The following is a 24,865-nucleotide window of genomic DNA, read 5'->3' as shown; positions in this document are numbered from 1 at the left end:
CGGTCTTCATGGCGGTCCCTTACTCCTTCTTCGAGGTGTACTTGGTCGTTCACCCGAAGACCTACCATCTGGCGGGCATCAGGTGAGGGACCGCCACCTCAAATTCCACGAAGACCGGGACAACCTCACGTTCTTCTCGGGAGTATTCACTACCTGAGTGCACCCGATAGACCCCTCAGTTGGAGCCGTGGATGCCATGCGAGGACCGGTGAGTGGACGTCAGCACCGTAGCGGCGTCGACCGTCCTATACCCGGGGACCGATCAGGAGGTGCGCTGGCCGCTCGGGTAGTTCTCCAAGCAATCTATTAGTTCGTTCAGTCGTGCAAGCAGCTGCTGCCTGTGTCGCGGGTTGATACCGGCAAAGAGTCTCTGCAGAAAGTCGTAATGACCGGGCAGAAACTCGGTCATGAACTGATCGCCCTTCTTCGATATCGCGACCACAACCGAGCGCCGATCGCGGGGATTCACCTTGCGTGTGACAAAACCTGCCTTGGTCAGCGTGTCCACCACGCTCGTCAGGCTGGCTTGGCGTACGGAAATAGAATCGGCCAGTGCGCCCATCGTGATCGGCCCGTCGGCGCGCTTCAGGACGGTCAGAACGTTGAACTGGCTCATCGAGAGGTCTACCGGCGTCAACTCATCGACGGCGACCCGACCGAAGGCGGTCACGGCACGGTAGAGCGCAAGCGGGAGCGCCAACGAAGAGGGGTCGTGATCGGGTCCGGCTTCGCGGGTCTTGGCCGCGACCTGTTGGGCCATCGTCAACTTCTCGGTAGTCATGACGTCCCTTGCAACGTTGATCAGCGGTTCGGCAGACATCTCCACCGGGTGGTGATCATACCGGCAAATGGTCGGTGGTCTTTCTTTCCGCTCACCGATATTCGGCCCCGTTTACAATTCAGTTAGCTATACAGCGTGAGCGCCTTACTGTCACGGCGTGGAGGTTGACTTCGGAGGCATCGACCGGATTCGTTGAAGAAGTTCTGTGCTTTCGGGGTAGGCACGGTCGCGAAACTCCGAGGCCGCAACGCTTTGGAAGAAGTCCACGACGGGCTCAAGCGTCCTGCTGCGGATACCGGCGTTCGTCGCCATTCGTTCCGCGAGCGCGGAGTCTTTCGTAATGGTGCTAGCGGGGGCGCGGTTTCTAACTGACTCGGTGTCGTGGCGGAAGTACGCCGCCGCCGTGGTGAGACCCGAGTCCCCCCCGCTGCACTCCGCGATCGCGTCGGCTACCTCGCCGGCATTCAATCCCATCGCCTCAGCGATTAAGAGGGCTTCCGCCGAAGCGAGGTACCAGCTGTACTTGATGTGCTGGTTGAGAAGCTTGGTGGCATATCCCGCACCTCGTTGGCCGCAGTACACCAAGGTGCGCGAGACGGCGGCGAGGACATCGGCATCAGGGCCGAGCACCCCGCTTGGGCCTCCGACCAGAACGGTCATGTTCGGCGCCTTTCGGCTGACGGGGCAATCGACAAAACGCCTCCCAGCCGCGTCGTAGGCCTGACCGATGATTGCTGCGACCTCGGGATTACAGGTCGACATATCCAGCAGGGCGGCCCCGTCGGCAAGGCCGGCCAGGACACCTCGCTCCGACCCGAGCGCCACCTCCAGCACCTGACTCGGCCCCGGGAGGAACGTCAAAACGACATCACATGCGCCGGCCAACTCACGCGCGTCCGCAGCAGCCTCGGCGCCTAGCTCGACAATTGGGCGTAATACGTCGGGCCGAATGTCGAAACAGACTACGTAATGGTCCGTCGCAAGAAGTGACGCCGCCAGCGCGGAACCCATGCCGCCCAAGCCGATCACGCCGACCCGCCTCATGACACCGACCACCGAATGTCAGGCCGTAAACCGACTACCGACACAGTCGGCGAATGCCGGCATCTGCGGCATGGTGGCTCAACAGACGGCTATCCCAGCGCCGGATCGGCGAATCGGACACTGTTTCGCTTGGCCGCCTCAATGAGGGCCTTCACGTCACCCGGACCGTTCGACGTTTCGTCCACGTCTGAAAAGAAATCCAGCGCGCCGCCCGGGCAAGACGAAGTCGTGATCCACCGGGCGCCGTCAGAGAGAACGCGATAGGCGTGCACGACGCCAGCCGGCACTCGAATCGCCTCACCCACCTGCAGGGTCGCTTCTTCGCCGCCGCGGCTTACCCACAGTTCGCCCTCCAGCACGACATAGCTTTCATCCCAGGGATGCTGGTGCGGCGGTGGGCCCGATGATTGCGGAGCGCGCACATCGAACATCTGGTACCCGTCGCCGACGAGAAGCGGGCGCATTTCCTCTGTCATCACACGCAGGGCGGTCACGTCATCGGCACGCCGCTTCGGTTGGAGCGAAGTAGACAATCCAGCTGCCCCCTCATCGGTCGCGGCCCATCAAATGGGTTTAGAGAAGAATATATTTTGCCGTGCTGAAGGTCAAGGGTTCAAGGACATGGTCCGGCTTCATAGAATGATCGACAGGTTCTTAGCGAGTAAGACCGTTTGGTCGAGGAGTAGCCGGCGACGGCACAGTTGCCAGTCACCGGCGACGCGGCGCAACCGGTCCTTGCGCCGGCCGACCAGCAAATCAGTCTCATCGGCGACCCGGTTTCGATACACCAGGAACCGGCAACTCACATCGACTTCCGCGCCGTCTACTCCTTCAATACGCACGTTGGTAACCAGGTGTGACACTCGCGAGACGGGTTCTTCGGCCCAGTGCAGGCCAGTCATCAGCTGCTCCACCCGCAAAGCGACGGTCTCCTTTTTCTCGTCGAACCAGCAGATGTCGTGACCTTCCTGAGTCTGCTCCAGCTGCGCGAGGTCGTCGTAGGCGACGTTCGCCCGCAGTGGAACGGAGTACTCGTAGTCGTCGGTGAGCAGACCGAGCCATTCGGAGTAACGTCGTTCGTCGAGCAGGTCGGCTTCCCGATAGAGGAAATCGGCGATTTCGGCCTGAAGCAGCAACTTCTCTACCGCATCCTGCCTCGTGGAAATTTCACCGCCCGTTGCACTCACGACCGTGCGGCTCTCTCGTCGGATTTGGCAAGTTCGATGAGTTGAGGCCACGAGAGGTTGTCGGTGAACTCGGCCCATCGCCGGTAAAAGGCGCGTGCATTCACCTCGCCTGCGATGGGGTGGTGAGAATGCACAGCCTGGTCGAGCGCACTGGGAGTTTCCATATCGAGACCCTGCTGATAGTTGTAGGGATAGCGCCGGGCTATCACGCCCTGGCTGGCCTGCGTCGCGTAATTCCAGTTCTCCATATCGTCTTGCTCCGTCATCCCTCCAGGACCCGAGTAGCGCATGTAATAGCGGCGCAGCCAGTCACGTACATCATCGGGTGCGTTCTTGTCGATGAGGTACCACCGCCACACTTCGGTTTCGGTGGGGCTGATCGGGTGTGACACCAGGATCGTCCGCGGAAAACCGGCGGAGAACGACATATTGGGGAACATCGTCGCTGGGCCACGACCACCGAGCTGTCTGCCCTGCGCCTGCAGTCGCTCCTTGCGGACCGCCCAGGCCTGGGAGAAGTACTCACTCAAGGCCGGTTCTTCGGCGAACTCAGGATAGGGAATCTCATACGCCAGATTGTCCGACGCGCCATGGCCCATCCGAAACGACGTCTTCACACGGCCCTTCGAAAAACCACCCTGATCCTGTCGTTCACCGTGACGTCGTGAATTTCTGCCACCCGGCCCGATGCCCACCTGTTCAACCGAGGCATGGGTCGTCGCCCCGTGATAGGTATCGCCCAAGAAATTCTCTGAGACGAATTTCCAATTTGATTTGATGCGCCACTTCTGCACCCCACGGAACACCTCGGTACCACCTTCCGTACCATCAAAAGCATCAGACAGGTTATCCAGCCAATGATGAAAGTCCCCAACGTATTCATCGAACTCCGGGGCTGATGGATCCCAGCACGCGAATACCAGGCCCTTGTAATTGTGCACCTTGGCAGCCCTGACAAGTCCCCAGGCCGCTTTGTCAAGGCCGTTGCCGTAGGCCATGCCCTGCTGCGGCACACCGTGCAAATCCCCCGGGGTGGACACCAGCGAACCGTCCATCGAGTACGACCAGCCATGGTAGGGGCAGGTGAACTGCAGCGTACGGCCCTCGTCGTAGCGACACACCGCCATACCCCGATGTCGGCACGAATTGAGGAGGACATTCACATCACCTTGAGCGTCACGGGTCAACAACACCGGATCCGAGCCCATCCTCGACGAGAAGAACTGACCCGGCGCAGAGACCTGCGAGGCATGACCCACAAACAACCAGCTCCGCGGAAACAAATACTCCAACTCACGGTTGAAAATCGAAGCATCGGTGAAGATTTCGCGACTGATCTCCCCGCGATCGACATCGACGAGACTACGAGCGGTCGTGTCCGAACCGCCTGAAGTACTCATTTTTAACGTCATCGGTACCTTTCCCTTGCTGTAATGCCCGAATCACCCCGAGACAGCCGTAACTCAAATCACCACAAACCGTCACCGCGTCTGCCGGGCACCGATCTCACGCGTCGAAGTGGAAGTGGAGCCAGATCCTGATTGAGGATGCAATACACGAGAACTCATGTCGGTTGAGACTCAAGGACATTCGACGATCCGACTCGTCTCCACCATGCATCCGACCCCCTGATACTTGCGCCGTTCACGGCCGTCTCACTCACACCGTTGCGAGACGTAGAGCCGAGACGGGACAACTGCGAATCGCAGTGACAATCCGCGCCTCATCGCTCTCGGCTACCGTGTCATCAAGAATGACAACAGTTCCCGCATCACCGATGTCGAAGACGTCGGCCGCTGCAACGACACAGTTCGCGTAGCCCTGGCAGACCTCCACGTCCGCCTTGATAACACTCATCGGAACCCTCCTTCTCCTACAGAACTCTGATCAGCATTGCTTTTTGCCGTTGAGATGAATGGCGGCAACCCCTTGCGCCGCTTGCCGATCCCCGGCGAAGACACCGAATTCGAGATCTACGACGTCTGCGCCTGCCTGCGCATGCTTGCCGGTCACCGTCCATCGCGCCTGCACCACGTCGCCCGGGTGAACTGAGGCACTCATCTTAAACGGACCCAGCTGCACCAACCTGCCGCGAAGGCCCATCCATCGACGAAGCCCGGTCTCGAAAAGAGTTTCCAGGCCACGAGTATTGAAGATGATGTCGGCAAGCCCCGCGGCATGAGCGGCCGCGGCGCTGTGGTGTATCCCGGAAAACATGCGATCCGCGGCAATGTTCATCACCATGCGCTGGTAAGTCAGGGCCAGAGCCGGTCCGCGCACTTGCGCACCGACCGTAACGTCGTCGAACTGAAGTGGCGTGTTCCAGTCGACACTGGTATCGGCATCGTCCACTGAGCGCGTGCGGGGACCTCGGTCGCCCTGCTGGGCGCGGGCCGAAGTGCCGGGCTCAGGCCTGGAGGCGTCGTCTGGGTCGTAGTTGAAGACGGTATTTCGGTTGAGCGCCACCAGTTCTCCCGAAACCTTCACGTACTCCGACTCGTATTGCAGGAAGACTCCGGTACCCACCCGGGTGCGCTTCTGCTCTACCGAGATGATCGTCGTAGTCCCCTGCAACCTGTCCCCCAAGTACAGCGGTGTGTGGTATTGCCACTCGCTGCTGACGTTGACCGATCGGCTGAACGGCAGAGCCAGCGTGTCGGTGATGTTGCCCGTCATCTCCTGCCCGTCGACCAGATAGGGACTGGGCTGTCCGGGTGCCCAATACGGCGGCAGCCCCCACAGCGGGGTCATCGTCACCGGGGCCACAACGCCGAGGTAGCCGTGCGCCTTCGCTGCCGCCTCGTCATCATGCAGCGGACAGGAAAAGGTGAAAACCTCCAGTTTGCGGCGGATGTCGTTCTGCGTCACCGAGTCGGCGCCTCGAAAGTGGATCTTCTCACCGACACGATCGCGCAACTCGTCAGCGGCGGCCATTGCCCCGCACTTCCGCAGCGGGCAGCCGAAATGCCGGCAGCACAACATCATCGGCGGCGTGCACATAGACAACCTCGACGGCCGCATCAACCAGCATCGCCGTCCCGTCGGCAACTAGGTCCACTATCCGTGCCACCATCCGCACACCCTCATCCATTTCGACAACGGCGCACACGAACGGGACGGCCTCGTCGAACCCGGGATGCAGCGCGCGGTGAATAACCGTGTGGCTGAATACCACTCCCCTGCCCGACGACCTCTGCCAAGACCAGGAGTTACTGCCGCAGCCAGCACACGTCAGGCGAGGAACGTGACGCCAGCGATCGCACCTTGAACACCGCTGAAACGACAGCTCTTCACGTCGGCAATGCTCATAGAACTGGGCCGTGAGACCTTCCAGGGATGGCAACGGCGGTGCTGCGACATCCGGTCCCGTTCGCCTCACATCGGTCCCCTTGTGAACCGGCCAGTCACAACGCTGTCACCGACGCAATATCGCGAGAGCACCTGAACCCCATCCGCCGCCCATACCGGTCACTACCGCCAACTCCGCATTGTGGACCTGCCGCTGCGGTAAACCACCGCGCAGCTGCCGCACCGCCTCGACCAGATTGTTCATGCCTTGCACGTGGGCTTCGGAGAGCAAACCGCCGTTGAGATTCGTGGGCAACGAACCGTCCGCGGCGATACATCCGTCGAGAACGAAATCCGCTGCTTCGCCCGGCTTGCAGAATCCGGCCGATTCGATCTGCCGCAACACGTTGACAGTGAAACTGTCGTAAACCTCGAGCAGATCGATGTCAGACGGGGTGACACCAGCGTCGGCAAATGCGCGCGGCGCCGCCTCGGCAAGCCCAATCTCCAATGGGTCGGCCCTGTTGGCGAACTCATCGACGGGAAATGGGCGACCTTCGGCCACACTCATCACAAACACCGGCCGGTGCGGGCTGTCAGCCGCACGATCGGCCGCTGATACCACCACCGCCGCTGCGCCGTCGGTCTCCAGACTGCAATCGAACAAACGAAACGGCGTACTGATCGGTGGAGCGTCGAGGTAGTCCTGCATCGTCAGCTCACGGCCGCACATCACCGCATTCGAGTTGAGCTGCGCGTTAGCACGAAACGCGACTGCCACCGCCCCCATCGCTTCAGGCGGCACGTCATACTTGCGGACGTAGCGGTCGGCCACGAGCGCATACTGGTGCACGGCCGACACCGCGCCCTGTGGCGCGTAATAGTCCCGGACAACCTTGCCTATCGCCATGTCCGCGCTCGATGCCATCCCGCGGGCACGCGGACCTGAGTACCCACACCAGCCCGCGGGAATGAGGACATGCCGCGCGACGCCCGACCACACCGCCATCGCCGCAGTTGCCAGGGCCGCCACACTTGCCGCGCCTCCGGTATGGGAAGTCACCGCGTAACGAACATGCGTCAGGCCGAGATTCGCGATGAAATCTTCGGCCGTGCCACCGTTGATCGGGCAGATGAGCCCATCGATCTCGCCAGCCGACAGCCCGGCATCCACGATCGCGGCATGGGCCGCTTCGAGTTGCAGGCCAAGGTCCGTTGCCGACTCAGTGCCATCACGACGGTAGGCCGTATGACCAACGCCGACGATGCAGGCCTTGTCGCGCAGCGAACTCAATGCCCGGGAACCTCTCCGTCAACGTCGACCGCCCCGACGACGCCACTCGATACCAGCGCCTCGTACTCCGAGTCGGCCATGCCGAGCCACTCGGTCAGCACCTCTTGGCCGTGGATCCCGAGACCGGGCCCAGTGCTGCGCACGGATCCGGGAAAGTTCGTCAGCCTTGGTACCACCCCGGTGACACGGACCGGACCCAATTCCTGGTCGGCGACCTCGACCAGGCTCTGGCGAGCCGCGAACGTGGGACTGGAGAACATCTCTGCCGGCGTGAAGATCCGCGCAGCCACGACACCGGAGCTCGCGCAGGCCTTTTCGACGATATCGGAGTTGTTTTCGGCGAACCACTGGCGAACCATCTCGCCGAGCTCCTCGCGGTGCAACATCTGCAGTTCCTGAGTCGCGTACTTCGGATCGTTACGCAGAGTCGTGCCGCCCAGCAGTTCGAGCAGGCTCTGCACTGACCGAACGGTGCCGGTCGCCACGGTGTACCACACCCCATCGCCACTGAGATACGTGTCTGACACCGGTGACGGGCTGACCTGGAACTGATTGCCCTGACGCTCGGCAACAAAGTTCAACTGGTCATAAAGGATGACCTGCCAGTCGATTCCACGAAACAGTGATTCGTAGAGAGCCAGGTCGATACATTCCCCATCGAAGCGATCCCCGATCGCTTCGCGTTTGAACAGTGCTCCGGCAACAGCGAATGCACCCATGATTCCTGTCGTGACATCGCCGAGGGAGAAACCGAAATGCGTCGGTGGCCGGTCAGGATGCCCGGTGATGTGTACCGCTCCGCTCATGGCCTCGCCGACGCGTCCATATCCCGGCTTTGCGCTCTCCGGGCCGATCTGGCCGTACCCGGAAATCCGCAACATGATCAGCCGCGGGTTCGCTGCGTGCAGCTCCTCCCATCCCAGTCCCCAGCGCTCAAGCGTTCCCGGGCGGAAGTTTTCGATCACCACGTCTGCGCGTTCGACCATTTTGCGCACCAGCGCTTGCCCTTCGGCGAGCCGCAGATCGACAGCGACGCTTGACTTGTTCCGGGCCGCGGACTTCCACCAGAGGGGCACTCCGTCTTTACGAGGACCGGACCTACGCAACATGTCCCCCGAGCCGGGGTCTTCGATCTTGATGACCTGTGCTCCGAAGTCGCCGATCAGCGAGGCAGCGAAAGGCGCCGCGATCACGTGCCCCAGCTCGAGGATCGTCAGACCGTCGAACAGACTCTCCATATTCGCGGACACTTAACTCCTTTGGTGGGGCGGCGTGACAATCGACGGCGCGATACCGGTCGTGCTATGCCGATGGGTCGATCAGAATTTTTACGTGTGCATCGCGGTTGACGCGCAGTTCCTCGAGACCCTGACTGACCACGGCATCCAACGGGATCTCGTCGGTGATCAGTTCACCGAGGTTGATCGCCCCCGTAGCTAGTAAGTCAAGAATCGCCGGGACCTGCCTTTGCGCTTCGTAACAAAATGAAAAGCCGATATTGGCTTCGCGCATGACGCTTCGATTGATGTCGATACCGGCCGGGGCCTCCCAAATCGCCACGACCATCAATCGACCGCGGGGGCGCAGAACGCCCAACGCCGCATCAAGCGCGGGTTGTACGCCCGCAGCGTCGAAGGAGATGTCGACGCCGTTTCCGTTCGTCAACGTCCGAACCACCTCAACTGCATCCTCCGCCAGAGGATCGATTACGCGCGTAGCCCCGACCCGGTGAGCGGCAACGCGGCGCGTCGCCGAAACCTCACTGACGATGACCTGAGTCGCACCTTGGGCAAGTGAGAACTGCACCAGGGCGAGGCCGATCGGGCCAGCGCCGGCGATGAAGACGGTCCCACCCGCTGCCAACCCGCTACGGCGGACAGCGTGGTACGCCGACGCGATCGGTTCAACGACGGCAGCCTCGGCGAGACTGATCTCATCCGGGATGCGAAACAACGCCTTCGTCGGCAACGACGCGTAGCGGGCAAGCGCTCCGTTGACAGCGAAGCCGATGAAACCGACTGCTCCGCAGAGTGCTTCAGCGCCCTGTTTGCAGAAGCCGCATTCACCGCAGCCGAAAACGCCGACGCCGCAGACTCGGTCACCTTCGGTGAACTCGCGCACGCCGGACCCGACGCCGACCACCGTCCCGGAATATTCGTGTCCAATGACGACCCCTGGCGCAGCATGCATCGGACCGGCGATGTACTCATGCAGGTCTGTGCCGCAGATCCCCGCTCGGGCCACCTCGATGACCACTTCGCCCGCACGTGGACTCGGGTCGGGAAGCTCTTCAATCCGCACGTCTTCGCGGCCGTGATAAATAGCTGCGCGCACCTACCGGCCTACCTTAAGGACAGACCCAAATTCGCTCGGCCACAACGTTCGTGGGCCGGAGTTTCGGCGGAGGCGCCGCCGTAATGATGTCAAGCTCACCGGCACCTTAGATCCAGAATGACAGGTTGTGCGTGGGCAACGTGGTGTGATCCAGCAGGATCTCGCGCTGGACCAGTTTCAAACCCGTCTCGTCGCGACGAATAATGTCTCGGCGCTCGGCAGAAACTGTCTCCGCCTTGGCTTCGTCCCCGCGCGTGCGCACCAGCAACGCATTCGACGTCACACGGTACTCATCGCCGTCCTCACCAGACCTGACCCTGACATTGGTGATGAAGTGCCGGATCCGCGACGGAGGATCCTCAGCCCAATCCGACGACGTTCGGTGCCGCTGAATACGCATCTTCAGACTCGTGTAGTTATCACTCAGGTGCATAGAGCGCTCAGAGAACCCCGGGCCACCTGCTCTGCGAAGCGTCTGACGGACGCGCGCGAAATAGTGCACATCCGGTGCCAGCAATTCCAGCCACTCTTCGAACTCATCGCGATCCAACAGATCGGCCTCGTCGAAAAGGAAGTCTTCGATTTCCTCGCGCACGTCGCGCGAAACCCTCGCAGCCTGAGGTGGATCCTGCGGCACCGTTGTCGTCATACGTTCTCATCCCTTCTCGGTGTGGCCAGATAGTCGAAGTACTGCTTCCAGTACTCGCGCTGATTCTGTTCGGCGTAGCCACTGGCCAACGGTCGTCCCGGGCCCAGCCACGTTGGATCAGGAGCCAGATTGTCCAGTCCCATCTCCAGGTTCAGCTCCACACCACCAGCCAACTCGCCGCGTGTTCCCTTGGTAATAGCCTGGAATATCTCGGCGTCATCCTGCTCGAAGACACCCCCGACCCCGAACGTCCGAACATAAGTCTCAAACGACTGCTGCTTGAACTCTTCGGGCGCGTTGCGCTCCACGAAGAACCACGACCACACCTCCATACGCGCTGCGTCCAAGGGACGCCATTGCCGCAAGGTCAGAATGGGCACCGGCATAGACTCCCCGTCCTTGGCGATGAAGGCGTTCAAGAAGGACAAGTTCGGGAACACATTGCCATGAATGAACATCGTCCGTTTCAGCAACTCGCCATGGACGTCATCGCCGTAACCCTCGCTGAGACCGGAGACGACTTCCTCCGGATAGCCCATGTACGGCGGTGCGGGTATGCCGGGTGGTGCGCCTAGAACGCCCGCCCCGTGCCCGCCCGATAGGCTGACGTGGGCCGGCGAAACGGCCACATTATCGGGCGGTAACAACCCCAGCTCACACATCGAACGGTGCGTCATGACCGTGTGATAGCCGTCCCCAACAAAGTTATCGGCGCCGGTCTTCCAGTTCGCGTCAATCACCCAACGCTGCGGGGCACCCCACGCCTCAAGGCCGGTCGGGCTCTTCTTCATCATCAAGTCGAGATACCAGCGCATGTCCCCGAGGTACTCATCCAGTCCCGGCGCCTCATCCGACACACACCCGAAGACAAGGCCCGCGTACGAGTCCAGCATCGGCAGAGCGCGCAACCCTAGCCGACTCTTGTCGAACGCAGCACCGTACACTGCCTGCTGCGCAGGTATCGCGATGAGATCACCGTTGTTTCGATAGGTCCAACCGTGGTACGGACACTGGAACGCCGACTCATTCCCAGACTCGGTTCGGCAAAGCAGCGTGCCGCGGTGCCGACACGAGTTCGACATCGCCCGAATCGTCATATCCTGCTGCCGCGCGACAATAATTGAGTTATCAGCGATGTAGCGCACTACATAGTCACCCGCATTGGGGATCTCGTCTTCGTGGCAGAGAAACTGCCAGGTCCTACCAAATACTCGCTTCAATTCAAGCTCGTAAAGCGCTGCATTAGCGATGAGAGACGCAGGGAGGCGACCCTTTAGGATGGAGCCGCGCGCATTCTCTAAGGTTCGCATTGTCGTCGCATCAGGCGCCATCGAATCCACCGGGCGCACCTTCCTATCGATTTGTGCCCCTAGAACGTGAGCACTCATGTGGGCTACACCACACGGAAGCTTACATAGGATGACAACTGTTTGCAAGCTATTATTTAGGCCACCGCGGTAACGGCGGTATCAGCCGGCATCCCCTCGCAGACCGACGTCTGCCACCCAGGACTCCAACCGAACAGAGTTCTTCTCGACAGTCGCGGCCCTTGGTCCACCAATCCCGCCATCTGACCCGACTTCTGCAGACCCCACAGCGACCCTGGCATGTTGCAGGTTCGCTAGGCCGGACTGAGAGTCGTTCGTTGAGCGATCCGGCCGCGGCTTTCATTCAGTGTTTGGCGGGCGGCGCTGACTCTTGCTATCGCATCGCGCAGCGCCCTCAGTTCATTACCGTCAAGTGCCGCAAGCGCTTCGGGAGCCGGGTCGTCGACCGCATTGATGGTGGCCACCATCGACCAGCCGGCGTCGGTCAGTGATACCACTTTGTACCGCCGGTTGGTGGGAATAGTCTGACGCATGACTAGGCCGCGGTCCTCCAGATCGTTGACGGCCACCGTGGCCGCCGGGGGATCGATTGTCACGGCGTGCGCGACCTCTTTGACGGTCATCGACCCGCGGGACAGCCGGAGCAGTATCCGGATGCGACTGAAAGGTAGGCCCGTCTGGTCGACGGTCGCTCGCCTCCAACTGTCGCGGTTGTCGGTGACCAGTGCGGTCATCGCGCGCCAGACCTCGTCCGCTTCCGGATTACGCGACATCGGCAGCCTCCCGTCGCGGATCGGTTCCTGCGATCAGCGGCGCCAGATGCTCTGCTGAGCGCAGCGCGCGCTTCGACGTCGAGTAGACACCGAGCGTGAAGATCAGCACACCAACTCCAGCGAACACTAGCCATAGGGGCTGGGCGGAGACCGCGAAATCGACGTTGGTGTCGCCCAATGCCGCACCAGCGACCGGGCCGCATATGGCCACACCGATGGCGACGCCCACCTGTCGGCTCGTGGATGTGATAGCCGCCGCCGCACCGGCGCGGTCGGTCGGCATACCGCTGACGGCCGCGGTTGTGACCGGTGCGTTCACCATCGAAGTACCGACGCCGAAAACCGCAAAGGCGACCAGCATTCGCCATTGCGGGGTAGCGTCGCTCATCTGCGCGAACATGAGAGTCGCGGCGACGATCAATGCGCCGGCGATCATCAGCGACGGTCTGGCACCAAATCGCCCCACCAGCCGGCCAGACAAGGGCGAGAAGATGAATGCGCCGACGGCCACGGGCAGAAACATCAGCCCGGTATTCACCGCTGAAAGCCCGCGCTCCCCTTGCAAATAGATTGACATCATGAACAGGAACGCGCCCCATGCAGCGAATGCGCACACCGCGATGGCCGTCGCCGAAGCAAACGGGATGCTGCGGAAGAATCGGAGCTCGACGAACGGGTCGAGGCGGCGTGACTCGTAGCGCAGGAATGTCGCGAAGGCCAGCGCTGCGAGGCAACAGCTAACGACGACGCGGGTGTCGGTCCAGCCCATCCCTGGCCCTTCGATGAGCACGAACACCAGTCCGAACAGGAAGGCCATGCCCAGGACCAAGCCGATCAGGTCGACGTGGCGCATGGTGACCGACTTGGATTCGGGAACGAAGATCGCGGTCAACAGCACCGCAAGCGCGCAGATCGGCACGTTGATCCAGAACACTGCTCGCCAGTCAACATACTCGAGAAGTAATCCGCCCATGATCGGACCCAAGGCCATCGAGATGCCTACGACGCCCCCCCATATGCCGATGACGCGCGCGCGCTCCACTCTGCCGGTGAACACCTGCGTGACGATCGACAACCCAGCAGGAGTGAGCATCGAACCGCCGATCGCCTGCAGGAAGCGGGCGCCGATCAGCGTTTCGACGTTGGGAGCCACGCTGCACAGTAGGGAGGCCGACGCAAAGATTGTCAACCCGATCTGCAACGTACGCCGCCGACCGAATCGGTCGGCCATGGCACCCGAGAGCAGCAATAGCGAGGCCACCATCAAGGTGTAGATGTCAATGACCCACTGCATTTGCGAAGGCGACGCCGAAAGGTCGGCGCGGATGCTCGGGATTGCAACGTTGGCGATGGTCACGTCGATCGACACAATGAGCACGCTCAGGCAGCAGGACGCCAGGACGAAGGCCTTGTGCCGGCGGCTCAGTCGTTCGACAACAGTTTCATTCACACAACTATTTTGAAACTACAACTGATGCTAGCGCAAGTCGGCGTGTACCAGTCGATTGCGTGCTGCCCGACCCGACGCCGGACATAGCCGCCGCCGCGGGCATCGGAGGGGTTCCGGGGGAAACAGCCGCGTGTCACATACCCGCAACGGCGCGATGCCGTGTCCCGAGTCGATTTTCTAATCGGTCGCTTATCGTCTGGGGCGCCGATGCACGGCCGACTGACGCCCTACGTCAAATAGCAGTTCTCCCACAGGATTTCGACTGCGAGAAAGGTCACCGTCCGCAGTCGACGCCTTCCAGCGCATCGACGCAGTTCAGTCCAAGGTGACGGTTACTGCCTTGACTTGGGTGTAGGACAACAGTTCCTCCGTGGACTCTTCGGATCCAACACCTGACGATTTCCAACCGCCGAAGGGCAACCCCCAGTAATGGCGTGCACTGCCGTTTATCCAGACGTAGCCGGCATCAAGTCCCGCAGCCATGCGGTGGGCTTGGCTTACGTCGTTGGTCCACACCGCGGCGGTCAACCCGAACTCGACGCTGTTGGCAACTTCGACAGCCTCGGCTTCGTCACGGACGGTCAGCACCGAAAGAACGGGCCCGAAGATCTCGTCGCGGGCGACATCGGCTTGTGGTGCCACTCCAGCCAATACGGTCGGGGCGACATACCAGCCTTTGCTACCAACACCCTGCGCGCGTCCTCCACCGGTAAGTACGCTGGCGCCGCCCGCCCGTCCTGACTCGATGGCCCGCAACGACTTTGAGTATTGCGCTTGGTCGATGACGGGTCCCATGTCCGTGCCGTCAACGAGCGGGTCGCCTACCTTGATGGCAGCGACCTGATCGACGACCAGATCAATCACCTCGTCAGCGATCGCTTCGTGCAGCAGCAGTCTGCTTGTTGATCCGCATGATTGGCCCGCGGTGGTGGTGAAGTTCATCCCTACCACGGCGCTTTTGGCAGCCGCCTCGAGGTCGGCGTCGGGCATGACGATCATCGGGTTCTTGCCGCCGAGTTCCAGCGTGACGTATTTGACGCCGTGCTCGGCCGCCAAGCGCTGGATATGTCGGCCCGTGCCCGGGGAGCCGATGAAGCCGATTCGCCGGACTAGTGGATGGGCAACCAACGCGGCGCCGGCAGTTGCCCCGTGCCCGGTTACCACCCCGAATAGGCCTTCGGGCAGGACCTCCCTGGCGAGCTCGGCGAGCCGGATGGCCGACAACGGTGTTTGATCGGGAGCTTTGAGCACCACGGCGTTCCCCGCCATCAGCGGAGCGGCGATCTTGGATCCTGCAAATAGGACGGGATGATTGAAGGGGACGATTCGAGCGACTACGCCGTAGGGCTGCTGCAGCGTGTAGTGCAGGTTCGCCGAGAGCGGGATAGTCCGTCCGCCGAGGTCGAGCGCGTCGTCTGCCATCAGCTCGAGCACGTCGGCCGCCCACGTGACGTCGTCGCGCATCGCAGGCAGTGGAAAGCCGCCGTCAATTGCGTCGAGCAGCGCGAGCTCTTCAGAGTGATCGCGCATGAGTGTCGCCAAAGCCCGCAGCGCGGTGCCGCGCTGGCGAGGCGTCCGCAGCGCCCAATCGCGTTGAGCGGCATGTGCAGTCGCCACCACCCTGTCGACATCCTCACTGCTGCAGTCGGGCACCTGGGTCAGCACGTCGCCGGTACACGGATCCTCCACGTCGTAGACGCTTTGGCCCTGCAAAGTTGCGTCACCTAGCGGGAGCGTCCACGTTCTCATGACTGCACTCCGTGGGTCGTCTACCACTCATCGCCTCCTTGATAGTTGACACGTGCTTGTCAGCGGGCATCCTCTTGCTAGCAGATAATATCTCCGCAATACAGAAAGTTTAGCTCATCGAAAGCGTGCTCCCAAAGCTTCGTTGCCTGCCGGCTGGCCGCATCACCGCACGGATTCGAAGAATGCGCGGATGTCGTCGACGAAGAGCCTCGGTTGTTCCAGAGCGGCGAAGTGCCCGCCGCGCGGCATGGTCGTCCAATGGGTGATGTTGTAGATCGGTTCGCACCAACTTCGCGGTGCGCGCAGGACCTCCTTGGGGAAGGCAGCAATACCAGTGGGCAATTCCACACGAGTTGTCGCGTCCAGGGTCTTGAAGCTCTCCCAGTACAACCGGGCCGAGGAGGAGCCACTATTGGTAGCCCAGTACATCATGACGTTGTCGAGGAGCTCATCGCGGCTGAGCACGTTCTCGGGATGGCCGTCGCAGTCCATCCACGCTGCGAATTTCTCGACGATCCAGGCCATCTGGCCGACCGGCGAATCGGCCAGTCCGTAGCCGACGGTCTGAGGCCGGGTGGACTGCTGCTCGGAATAGCCTGTCTCCCAACGCTGATAAGTCGTCAGGGCGGCCAGGGCCAGCTGTTCTTCCTCGGTCGGATCGGTGATGCCGCCCGCTGGAGGGTAAGCGATCGGCATATTCAGATGGATGGCGGCGCAGTGGCCGCGGTTGCGGCCCATTTGTGTGGTGATCGCTGCGCCCCAGTCGCCGCCCTGGGCGCCGTAGCGCTGGTAGCCAAGGCGCAGCATGAGCGTCTCCCAGGCCTGCGCGATCTTCCCGACACCCCAGCCGGCGTTGGTGGGCTTGCCGGAGAAACCGTAGCCCGGAAGCGCCGGGCACACCACGTGGAAGGCGTCCTCGGCCCGTCCCCCGTGGGCAGTCGGGTTGGTCAGCGGCTCGATCACGTTGTGAAACTCCACGATCGAGCCGGGCCAGCCGTGGGTGATCACCAGCGGAAAAGCCTCTTGGTGCGGAGATCGCTGGTGGATGAAATGGATGTCCACGCCGTGGATTTCGACGACGAACTGATCGAATCGGTTGAGGGCGGCTTCACGGGACCGCCAGTCGTATCCGTCGGCCCAATAGGCGGCCAGTTCGCGGGTGTACCCGAGCGGGATGCCCTGGGTCCAGTCCGGTACACATTCGGCTTCCGGCCAACGGGTCCGCGAAAGACGCGTTCGTAGATCGTCGAGAACGTCATCGGCGACGTGGATCCTAAATGGTCTCACTGCGCGCACGGCACTCAAGGTCACTCCTCACACGCTGCTATCGGCGGACTTGGGGGCCACCAGCCGACCTTGAAGTTTGGATGGTGCTCATTTCGGCTCGAAACCCGATATCAACCAGTGGGATTCGACCTTGTCGAGGCTGACCTGGACTACGGAGTCGGTCTCTGTCGGCGCGTCTTTGCCCACAGTGGTGGTTTGGTCGACGAACACCATGACGATGGCACGGTTCTTGCTTACGGAGACGGAGGCGGCGGCTGACACCCTGGCGGTGGCTGAGATTCGTTGCTGCTGTGCCCCAGGAATGACGACATCCTCAGTCAACGATGTGTATGAACCGCGAAATGGTCCCGTCAGTCGATCGCGCGCGGCCTTGAGTTTCTCGGCTGCCGTTTCGGGTGTGTAGGACAGCATCGCGACCGTCGCTTCGGTGGCGACCTGAACGGTTTCAACGCGGGCGCGATCCTCGTCACTGGCGGTTCCTTCTTGATACTTGAAGTAGGCCGCGCCCAGCGCCAGCAACAACGCGATTGAGGGCAAGAGCCAGAATCCGAGCATCCGCACGAAAGTGCCGCGACGGTCGGCTATCGAGGCCACATCGTCGCGGTCCAGGCATTCTGGCGCTACGGCGGCCTCGCATCCCGACGCGCTCTTCGATGTTTTCTCGGGTGATGGTGGTTGGGCGTCGGCTCCGGCGGAGTGGGCGGCGTCGCCGTCATCGGGCTCGACTTTCGCTGGTGAATTCCTCATACCACGAACTCCACGTCGGCGACCTTCGCATCGTTGCCGACTTTCTGCACCGTGACGCGCATTCGCCATGACCGGGGTTCCTGTTCTGGCCCATCGCCGACCGTGGTCTTCACGCTGACCGCGACCAGCACCTGGGCCGTGTCACGGGAATGCGATTCCAAGCCGGCCTCGGTAATGGTGCCCACCGATTTGGACTTCACCTTGTTGACCACGTCGATGAACGGCTGTGACCGCTGGGAGAACTCGTCGTAGAACGTGCCGGTAGCCGAGTCGAGAATGCGCTTTACATCGACGTCGGCGTGCTGCCAGTCGATCGTGGTCAGATTCAGTGCGCCTTGCCGTCCGACCTGCACGAATAGCTGACGTTGTTCGGCGGCCTGATGCGCTTGGTAGGTCTGGAAGCCGAGCCAACTGGTCAGAGCGGCCATCGTCAACGCTGCTACCAATCCCATCACAAGCGCCAGTCGCTGCGGCGGCATCGCCTTGCGCCAGGCGCGCGCGGTTTCAGGTTTGTCGTTGAGGCCTTCGGGGTCCTCGCCGTCGGCGCCTCCACTGTCGGGGCCGTTGTCGGGGCCGACAACGAGGGTGTCATCAGGGGCCGTCCCACTCGCTGTGGGATCGTCGGCCGGGTCGTCGGCGGTGTGGATGGTCACCGTTCACCGTCCTTTGGCGGAAGCAGCATGTCCTGCCAGGTCTGATCCCCGGCAGCATTCCGGCCCAAATCCGCCTGCCTGTACTGTTTTCCATCCGGTCCGATGTAGCTGCCTGTGCTCGGGTCGTACTCGGCGACCGGAATCGGGGCGGTCGCCGGCACCGGGGTGGGCGGTGGCGTTCCTGGCGGCAGCTGCGGAACCGCCTGACCGGACAGCGTCGCATTCGGATCGCCTTTCCAGTTGGTGCCGTCGTTGAGTGGTACGTAGTTTTCGTCGCTTTCGCACATCTTCACCGTGGGCGCGCGCTTTCCCGGCCGAGTCACACAGGGCAGGTTTCGAGCTCCGCGGACGTTCGTGAGGCCGGATTCCTGTGGTATCCGGCAGTACAAGTCACCGGCGGGCTTCGGTGGGGCATCCACTTCAGTCGGTGTGCGTTGCTGTTGGGCGGGTAGGTATCCCGTTCTGCACGGCGGGGGCACATTGAGGTTTAGGTTGAAGGACAAGAACACACCTTTGTAGTCCTGTTTGGTGTTTCGGTTGGCCAGTGCGGCACCTTGGAGGCCGGCGATCTCGATCGGGTACAGGGCGAGGATCTGCTCGAGGTTGGGTTGATAGGTCAGGGCCACTTGCCCGAGGCTGACCATATTGGCCAGCAGGATGGGCAAGGTGGGCCGTACGCGGTCGAACAGCTGACGTACCTCGTCTGCGGCGGGGGGCCCGTTGACCAGTAAGCCCCGCACCGAATCATCCTGCAGCTGCAGCTGATTGGTGATTTGAGCGACATTGGCCGCCCAGGTCTGGATGGAGTCGGAGGTGTCGGTCTGGGTATCCAAAATGGGTTTGGACTCATCGATGAGGGTGGTCAGCGCGGGCAGGTTGTTGCGCGCATCGATGGCCAGCGTGGTGGCACCCCGGGTCAGCCGGGAAAGCTCGGGGCCCAAGCCACCGAAAGCCGTGTAGGACTCGTCGATCACCGTTTTGAGGTTGTTGCGCGGGATCGCTTGGACACCGGTGTTGACAGCCCGCAGCAGTGCGTTGATGTCGGGAGGGACCGAGGTGCGGTCGGCCGATATCACGTCGCCGTTCTTCAGCCGCGCACCGTCACCGCTTCGCGGGACGAGGTCGACGAACAATTCGCCTACCGCGGTCTGGCTACCCACGTGAGCCTCGAGGTCCGCCGGGATCTTGATGTCTGACTGCAGCGACAGCACGGCGTCGACGCCCGTGTCACTGAGGCGGACATCTGAGACCCGGCCTACCGTCGCGCCCCGGTAGGTGACGTTGGCGTTGTCGTACAGGCTCGCTGAGTCCTGAAGCTTCATGGTGACTTGGTAACGGCCGACACCGAAGAGCAGGCTCGGCAGCCGAAGGTAGTAGAAGCCCATGCTTCCACCGGCCAACAGCGTCACCGCTCCAAAGACGGCCAGCTGCACCCGAACTCGTTTACTCAGGTACATTTACGGTCCTTGGTCCAACCGGTACGGGACAATTAGCGGATTTCGCGCGGTGTAGGGGCTTGGCAGTTGCCCGATCGTGCGGCCCCACTGCAATTCAAGTTCGGTGAGGTTGCCTTCGAACCGGGTACCGGTGAATAGCGCCGCGTCGATGCGACTCAATGTCAAGTCGACGATGGTGGTGATGTTGGCGTAATCACCCCGCCACCACTTGGTCAGGTTGTCTTTCACGAACGGAACGGTGGTGAACAAGTTCAGTGAACGGGTCAACGCGGGACCGGCGTTCGCCAGTGATTCCAGTACCGGTCCCAGGTCGTTCAAGATCTGGATCAATGACTCTTGCGACTGGTTGACTGAGTCCGCGGCCAGTGCGCCGAATTTGCCGAGCTGGTCGACCGCCTCCACGAGCTGGTCGCGTTCGGCGTTAATCACCGCCAGCGCGTCGGGAATCGTTTCTAGCGCCTTATCGATGACTGGTTTTTGTGCGGCGAACTGGGCGGCCAGATTGTTGAGGCTCTCGGTGGCCGCGATGATGTCGTCGATTTGACCGTTGACGTTGGCGGTGAAGGTGTCCAGCTGTGTGAGGAGGCTGCGGAATTCCTTTTCGCGGCCTCCCAGCGCGGACGTGAGTGCTGTGGTGATGTCCTGTACCTGCCCCACTCCGCCGCCGTTGAGCAGGAGGGAGACCGACGCCAGGGTCTGTTCGGTGGACGGGTAGGCCCCAGCCGAGGACAACGGAATCAGCGAACCGGTCCGGAGTTTTCCCGCCGGGCGAACATCGGTGGGGGGCGCCAACTCGATGTGCAGTGAGCCCAGCAGGCTGGTTTGACCCAGCGACACGGTCGAGTTGGCGGGAAGGTCGACGCCACCATCGAGTGCGAGGGTGAGCAGCGCATGCCACCCTCGACGCTCGATCTTCGTGACCGTACCCACATTGACGTCACCCACTCGGACACGCGAGTTTGGCTGAAGGTTTTCGACATCGGGCATTTCGGCTTGGATCGTGTACGAGCCCTGCCCGTGGCCTTGCGTCCCGGGCAGCCGAAAGGAGTTCAACCCGCGAAAACCGCATCCCGACAGAGCGGCGATGGTCAGCGCGATCACGATCACCGCGGCGGCACGAACGCAGCGCTTCCCCGTCATGAGCCGCTCCCGGGTGGAATCATCATGCCGGGCAGCCCGGCGGCCGGATCGGTCGGCTGACCCGACGGGCCAGAAACCGGCACTGGGGCTTCAGCTGGCAGCGCTGGCCCGCCAAGCGGTGGCGGCGCATTCGGGTCGGAGGCGGTTGCATCGGGTGGCGAAATCGGCTGCGGCGGAATGTAGTCCGGCCGCATCCAGTCCTCACTGTACGTCACTTCATTCGGCCGGGCGCTGGCCTGGACGACCGGGTTCACCCCGATCGGGGGGAAGTTATATTGGCGGTTCTTGATGATCGGCGCCAAGTACTGCACACACAATTTCGCCGATTGTTCGTTGTTCAGTCGCGACGCGGCCTGCACTGCGCCGCACAAAAAGGTGATCGGATCCGAGAAATTCGCGACGTTGAGAACTCCGGTGAGCGTGCCCTGCGCGGGCTTGTAGAGGTTGGCGGCGTTGGACAACGTCGTCGGCGCGATATGCAGCAGCTGCTTGATGTCGTCGATGCTGGCCGTCAGTGCATCGGAGACCGACGTCAACTTGTCCGACGTGGCGCCGATCGTCTCGCGGTTTGCGGCGACGAAAGCCGTCAGGTCGCCCACCACGTCATTGAGGTTCTTCACCGCGTCCCCGACTTCGGTCGGGTTGTTGGTCAGTAGCCCGGTGACCGACCCGAGGTTCTGATTCAGCTGACGTATCAGGACGGTGCTGTCCTGCAGCGCAGACACGAGTGTCGAAAGATTCTTGACGCTGCTGAAGATGTCCGGGCTGTGATCGGCTAGCGCGGACACCGACTGTGACAACTGGATGATGGCGTCGCGTATTGCCGGGCCTTGGCCGCGCAAGTTGTCGGCGGCGGTGTTGACCAGGGCGCCCAGCGTGCTGACTCCGCCGGGCTCGGTGGGCTGCAGCAGTGTCGTCAGCCGTTCGAGCTGTCGGCGCAATTCGTCGAACTCCACTGGAACAGCGGTGCGTTCTCTGGGGATGACGGCGTTGTCCTGCAGCGTCGGGCCACCGGTGTAGCCGGGAGTCAATTGGATGGCGCGGGAGGTCACCAGCGTCGGCGACAGGATCACCGCTTTGGCATCGGCGGGCACCGTGTATTTCGCGTCGACCCAGAAGGCGATCCTGACTCGTGTGGGCTCCGGGTCGATGGCGTCGATCCCGCCGACGCGAACGCCCTTGATGCGGACATCATCGCCGACGAACACCCCGTTGCTGTTGTCGAAGAAGGCGACAACGTGTACTCGATCGGGCTCGTGTGCCGCACGAGTCACCGCAATCGACCCGCCCACGATGAGGCTGACCAGAACGATTGCCAATCCGAGTTTGGTCCGAGATTTCGTCATCGTCTGCCTTGGGGAATCGAGGAATCTGTTGGTCCGGGCGCGACTTCGCCGGGCGCCGGCACGAAGACCGCGCTTGGGGTCGGCGGCCGTGGGGCCTGCTGATCGGGTGGTAGGGGTGCCGGCGGACCTGGTGGGGGCCCACCTGGCGGAGGGGCCGGTACGGGTTCGCGATACGGGTAGCGAGGATCGCCCGGGTTTCCGGTGATCGCATCGGGCAGCGTCAATTTGGGGTCGCCACCCTGGCCGGTCCTCGGATACGGAATCGGCAGCGCCGGGGTACCGGGCTGGCCCACCTGGGGGTCGTCGCGCTCGGAAGGTAGCAGCACGTTGGGATCCAGACCGAGATCGGAGAACGCCGCATCGACGAACGGTTGAATGAACTGTCCAGGCACCAGGTTGGCGAGATAGGCGTTGAAGAAAGGGCCGGCAGCGACGGTCTCGCCGAACTGCATCGCATAGGCCGCCAGCCCTTTGATGGACTCTTGGATCTGAACCTTCCGGTTGTCGAGGATCTCGAGAACCCCGTTGAGCTTGTCGAGGGCGGGCTTGAGCGTCGTCTTGTTTTCCGCAATGAACCCGGCGATCTGCCGACTGAGCTGAGAGATGTTCGTCGAGATCTCGTCCAGCGCAGCGCTTTGGGAACGCAGCTGCGCCAACAACGCATTGGTGTCGGAGATCAGACGCACGATGTCGTTGGTGCGTTCGCCCAGGACGGTGGTCGCCTTGGCGGCGTTCGCGAGCAGTTCGCGCAGCCGGGCATCGCGCTGGTTGAGAGTGTCCGAGAAGCGGGCGACGCCCGCGACGGCGAGGCGCAGGTCGTCGGGGGTGTCTTGGAGGGTCTGGGACAACACTGTCAGCGAGGTGGATAGCTGCTCGGTGTCGAGCCCGCTGATGGTGGTCGTGAGGTCTCCGAGGGCGTCCGGCAATTGATACGGCGAGGTGGTCCGCTCGACAGGGATGGTGCCGGCGAGCGTCTCGGTGCCGCGGGTGGTGAGGTCGAGAACCTTGTTGCCAAGCACACTGGTCGTCTTGATCGACGCCTCGCTACGGTCCCCCAGCCGGATACCGTCGGCCACCGTGAACGTGACCAGTACCCACTGACCGTCGAGGGCGATGCTCTGCACTTGGCCGGCGGGAGCCCCCGACACCCGCACCGGGGCGCCGGTGGTCAGTCCGCCGGCCTCGTCGAAATACGCCGAATAGGTCTTGCCGGAGGAGACGAACGGCAGCTTGTCGTAGTTGAGCGCGCCGAGGACGAGGGCGGCGGTGGCCACGACACCGATGGCTCCGATGACGACGAAGTTGCGCTCCCCGAAGGCCTTCATTGGGGTGTGCACCTGCCGCTACTTTGTCCCACCAGCTTGATGTACACGGGTTGTCCGCCCTTTCCATTCACTTTCAACAGCAGATCGCACAGGTAGAAGGCGAAGTAGTTGCCGTAGAGCCCTTGCCGCAGCAGCACCTGGTAGGCGTCGGGCAATGTATTGAGGAGGTTGTCGAAGTAGTCACGATCTGCGAGCACAGCGGTCGCGGTGCGATCGGTCTCGTGCACAGTTTTCTGCAGCGGTGGTCGGGCTTGTGCGAGAAGATCGGCGATCGAGCGGGCAGCCTCGTTGGCGTAGGCCACTCCGTTGCTGATGTCCTGCTTGCGGGCTTGCAGCCCGTGCACGAGCTGCGACAGCGAGTCGACAGCCTTGCCGAATTGCTCGCTGTGCTCGCCCAGCGACCCCAGCACCGCGTTCAAGTTGACGATGGTTTGCCCGATCAGCTCGTCTCGGTCGGCCAGAGTGTTCGTCAGCGCTGCGGTCTGAGCCAAAATGGAACCGATCGTGGCGCCTTGACCCTGAAAAGCTGCGATGAGTTGGCCGGTGAGAGTGTTGACCTGTGTGGGGTCCAGGGCGCGGAACAGCGGCCGGAACCCACCGATCACGGCGTCCAGATCCAGTGCCGGCGCGGTGCGATTCAACGGAATTGTGTCGCCGGGCCGCAGTTTCTTGGTCCCGCCCGCGCCTTCCTCGATCGCCAGGTAGCGGTCCCCGATCAGGTTGTCGTATTTGATGACACCCCGGCTGCCGTCGGTGAGTACCACCGAGTCGTCGGCCCCGAACTCGACCTGCACCGTGGAGTCATCGCGGACTGTGATGGTTTGGACCTTGCCGACCTCCACACCGGCGATGCGGACGAAATCCTCGCTCTCCAGTCCGCTGACGTTGGTGAAGACAGCGGTATAGGTCTGTTCGCGCTCGAAGCGCAGCTGCGCGAAGACGGCAAAGAGGGCAAATGCACCCAGAGCGCAAACGACCACGAAGATCCCGAGGCGCCACAAGACGGCCGACACCTTATTGGTCACGGCGATGC

General features: G+C 62.2%; 24 protein-coding genes. All 24 read right to left on the bottom strand.

All coding sequences use genetic code 11. From position 1 onward, the window contains the following. Positions 1 to 262: 262 nt before the first annotated feature. Positions 263 to 781 carry a MarR family winged helix-turn-helix transcriptional regulator gene (locus CSQ99_RS27055; RefSeq protein ID WP_011777833.1) on the bottom strand — a complete coding sequence of 173 codons (519 nt, stop codon included), beginning with the start codon at positions 779 to 781 and terminating at the stop codon, positions 263 to 265. A 150-nt stretch (positions 782 to 931) separates the two neighbouring features. Next, positions 932 to 1,825 carry an NAD(P)-dependent oxidoreductase gene (locus CSQ99_RS27050; RefSeq protein ID WP_099042077.1) on the bottom strand — a complete coding sequence of 298 codons (894 nt, stop codon included), beginning with the start codon at positions 1,823 to 1,825 and terminating at the stop codon, positions 932 to 934. A gap of 89 nt (positions 1,826 to 1,914) precedes the next feature. Further along, positions 1,915 to 2,358: a cupin domain-containing protein gene (locus CSQ99_RS27045; RefSeq protein WP_011559081.1), complete on the bottom strand. Its 444-nt coding sequence runs from the start codon at positions 2,356 to 2,358 to the stop codon at positions 1,915 to 1,917. 99 nt (positions 2,359 to 2,457) lie between these two features. Then, positions 2,458 to 3,012 (bottom strand): 3-phenylpropionate/cinnamic acid dioxygenase subunit beta, encoded by a 555-nt coding sequence (locus tag CSQ99_RS27040; protein WP_011559080.1) that lies wholly within the window; start codon positions 3,010 to 3,012, stop codon positions 2,458 to 2,460. Next, a complete protein-coding gene (locus CSQ99_RS27035; RefSeq protein ID WP_099042076.1) occupies positions 3,009 to 4,424 on the bottom strand; it encodes an aromatic ring-hydroxylating oxygenase subunit alpha in 1,416 nt (471 codons plus the stop codon). Before CSQ99_RS27035 ends, CSQ99_RS27040 begins: the two co-directional genes overlap by 4 nt. Before the next feature lie 247 nt (positions 4,425 to 4,671). After that, a complete protein-coding gene (locus tag CSQ99_RS27030; RefSeq protein WP_011562965.1) occupies positions 4,672 to 4,869 on the bottom strand; it encodes a ferredoxin in 198 nt (65 codons plus the stop codon). 30 nt (positions 4,870 to 4,899) lie between these two features. Continuing rightward, positions 4,900 to 5,946 carry an FAS1-like dehydratase domain-containing protein gene (locus tag CSQ99_RS27025; RefSeq protein ID WP_043416399.1) on the bottom strand — a complete coding sequence of 349 codons (1,047 nt, stop codon included), beginning with the start codon at positions 5,944 to 5,946 and terminating at the stop codon, positions 4,900 to 4,902. Next, positions 5,933 to 6,391 carry a Zn-ribbon domain-containing OB-fold protein gene (locus CSQ99_RS31735; RefSeq protein ID WP_011559077.1) on the bottom strand — a complete coding sequence of 153 codons (459 nt, stop codon included), beginning with the start codon at positions 6,389 to 6,391 and terminating at the stop codon, positions 5,933 to 5,935. The genes CSQ99_RS27025 and CSQ99_RS31735 overlap by 14 nt, the downstream gene beginning before the upstream one ends. Before the next feature lie 36 nt (positions 6,392 to 6,427). Next, positions 6,428 to 7,594 (bottom strand): thiolase C-terminal domain-containing protein, encoded by a 1,167-nt coding sequence (locus tag CSQ99_RS27015; protein ID WP_011777828.1) that lies wholly within the window; start codon positions 7,592 to 7,594, stop codon positions 6,428 to 6,430. After that, entirely contained in the window at positions 7,591 to 8,844 is a 1,254-nt protein-coding gene (locus tag CSQ99_RS27010; protein WP_011559075.1) for a CaiB/BaiF CoA transferase family protein, read from the bottom strand. The genes CSQ99_RS27015 and CSQ99_RS27010 overlap by 4 nt, the downstream gene beginning before the upstream one ends. Before the next feature lie 52 nt (positions 8,845 to 8,896). Further along, complete coding sequence (locus CSQ99_RS27005; protein ID WP_011559074.1) at positions 8,897 to 9,928, bottom strand: 2,3-butanediol dehydrogenase; 1,032 nt, start codon at positions 9,926 to 9,928, stop codon at positions 8,897 to 8,899. Positions 9,929 to 10,034: 106 nt separating this feature from the next. Beyond that, positions 10,035 to 10,577, bottom strand: coding sequence for an aromatic-ring-hydroxylating dioxygenase subunit beta (locus CSQ99_RS27000; RefSeq protein ID WP_043416394.1), 543 nt, complete (start codon positions 10,575 to 10,577; stop codon positions 10,035 to 10,037). Next, positions 10,574 to 11,965 carry a Rieske 2Fe-2S domain-containing protein gene (locus CSQ99_RS26995; RefSeq protein WP_011559072.1) on the bottom strand — a complete coding sequence of 464 codons (1,392 nt, stop codon included), beginning with the start codon at positions 11,963 to 11,965 and terminating at the stop codon, positions 10,574 to 10,576. The genes CSQ99_RS27000 and CSQ99_RS26995 overlap by 4 nt, the downstream gene beginning before the upstream one ends. Before the next feature lie 233 nt (positions 11,966 to 12,198). After that, positions 12,199 to 12,678, bottom strand: a complete 480-nt coding sequence (locus CSQ99_RS26990) for a MarR family winged helix-turn-helix transcriptional regulator (RefSeq protein ID WP_011767841.1) — start codon at positions 12,676 to 12,678, stop codon at positions 12,199 to 12,201. After that, positions 12,668 to 14,128, bottom strand: coding sequence for an MFS transporter (locus tag CSQ99_RS26985; RefSeq protein WP_099042075.1), 1,461 nt, complete (start codon positions 14,126 to 14,128; stop codon positions 12,668 to 12,670). The genes CSQ99_RS26990 and CSQ99_RS26985 overlap by 11 nt, the downstream gene beginning before the upstream one ends. A gap of 315 nt (positions 14,129 to 14,443) precedes the next feature. Next, complete coding sequence (locus CSQ99_RS26980) at positions 14,444 to 15,877, bottom strand: aldehyde dehydrogenase family protein (RefSeq protein WP_011559069.1); 1,434 nt, start codon at positions 15,875 to 15,877, stop codon at positions 14,444 to 14,446. Positions 15,878 to 16,039: 162 nt separating this feature from the next. After that, positions 16,040 to 17,164 (bottom strand): epoxide hydrolase family protein, encoded by a 1,125-nt coding sequence (locus CSQ99_RS26975; protein ID WP_176561238.1) that lies wholly within the window; start codon positions 17,162 to 17,164, stop codon positions 16,040 to 16,042. Positions 17,165 to 17,251: 87 nt separating this feature from the next. Beyond that, the gene (locus CSQ99_RS26970; protein ID WP_099042074.1) at positions 17,252 to 17,911 is read right to left on the bottom strand and encodes a hypothetical protein; all 660 of its coding nucleotides are present in this window, start codon (positions 17,909 to 17,911) and stop codon (positions 17,252 to 17,254) included. Next, positions 17,908 to 18,564, bottom strand: a complete 657-nt coding sequence (locus tag CSQ99_RS26965) for a tetratricopeptide repeat protein (protein WP_099042073.1) — start codon at positions 18,562 to 18,564, stop codon at positions 17,908 to 17,910. The genes CSQ99_RS26970 and CSQ99_RS26965 overlap by 4 nt, the downstream gene beginning before the upstream one ends. Continuing rightward, positions 18,561 to 20,021 (bottom strand): MCE family protein, encoded by a 1,461-nt coding sequence (locus CSQ99_RS26960; protein WP_099042072.1) that lies wholly within the window; start codon positions 20,019 to 20,021, stop codon positions 18,561 to 18,563. Before CSQ99_RS26960 ends, CSQ99_RS26965 begins: the two co-directional genes overlap by 4 nt. Next, complete coding sequence (locus CSQ99_RS26955; RefSeq protein ID WP_099042071.1) at positions 20,022 to 21,161, bottom strand: MCE family protein; 1,140 nt, start codon at positions 21,159 to 21,161, stop codon at positions 20,022 to 20,024. It abuts the gene before it with no gap. Next, the gene (locus tag CSQ99_RS26950; RefSeq protein ID WP_099042070.1) at positions 21,158 to 22,507 is read right to left on the bottom strand and encodes an MCE family protein; all 1,350 of its coding nucleotides are present in this window, start codon (positions 22,505 to 22,507) and stop codon (positions 21,158 to 21,160) included. Before CSQ99_RS26950 ends, CSQ99_RS26955 begins: the two co-directional genes overlap by 4 nt. Next, on the bottom strand, positions 22,504 to 23,832 hold the full coding sequence (locus CSQ99_RS26945; protein ID WP_099042069.1) for an MCE family protein: 1,329 nt from the start codon (positions 23,830 to 23,832) through the stop codon (positions 22,504 to 22,506). Before CSQ99_RS26945 ends, CSQ99_RS26950 begins: the two co-directional genes overlap by 4 nt. Beyond that, on the bottom strand, positions 23,829 to 24,857 hold the full coding sequence (locus tag CSQ99_RS26940; protein ID WP_099042068.1) for an MCE family protein: 1,029 nt from the start codon (positions 24,855 to 24,857) through the stop codon (positions 23,829 to 23,831). The genes CSQ99_RS26945 and CSQ99_RS26940 overlap by 4 nt, the downstream gene beginning before the upstream one ends. Between the last annotated feature and the right edge of the window lie 8 nt (positions 24,858 to 24,865).

Source organism: Mycobacterium neglectum (assembly GCF_002591975.1).
In the GTDB taxonomy this organism is placed as follows: domain Bacteria; phylum Actinomycetota; class Actinomycetes; order Mycobacteriales; family Mycobacteriaceae; genus Mycobacterium; species Mycobacterium neglectum.
This window is presented reverse-complemented; position numbering and strand designations above follow the sequence as displayed.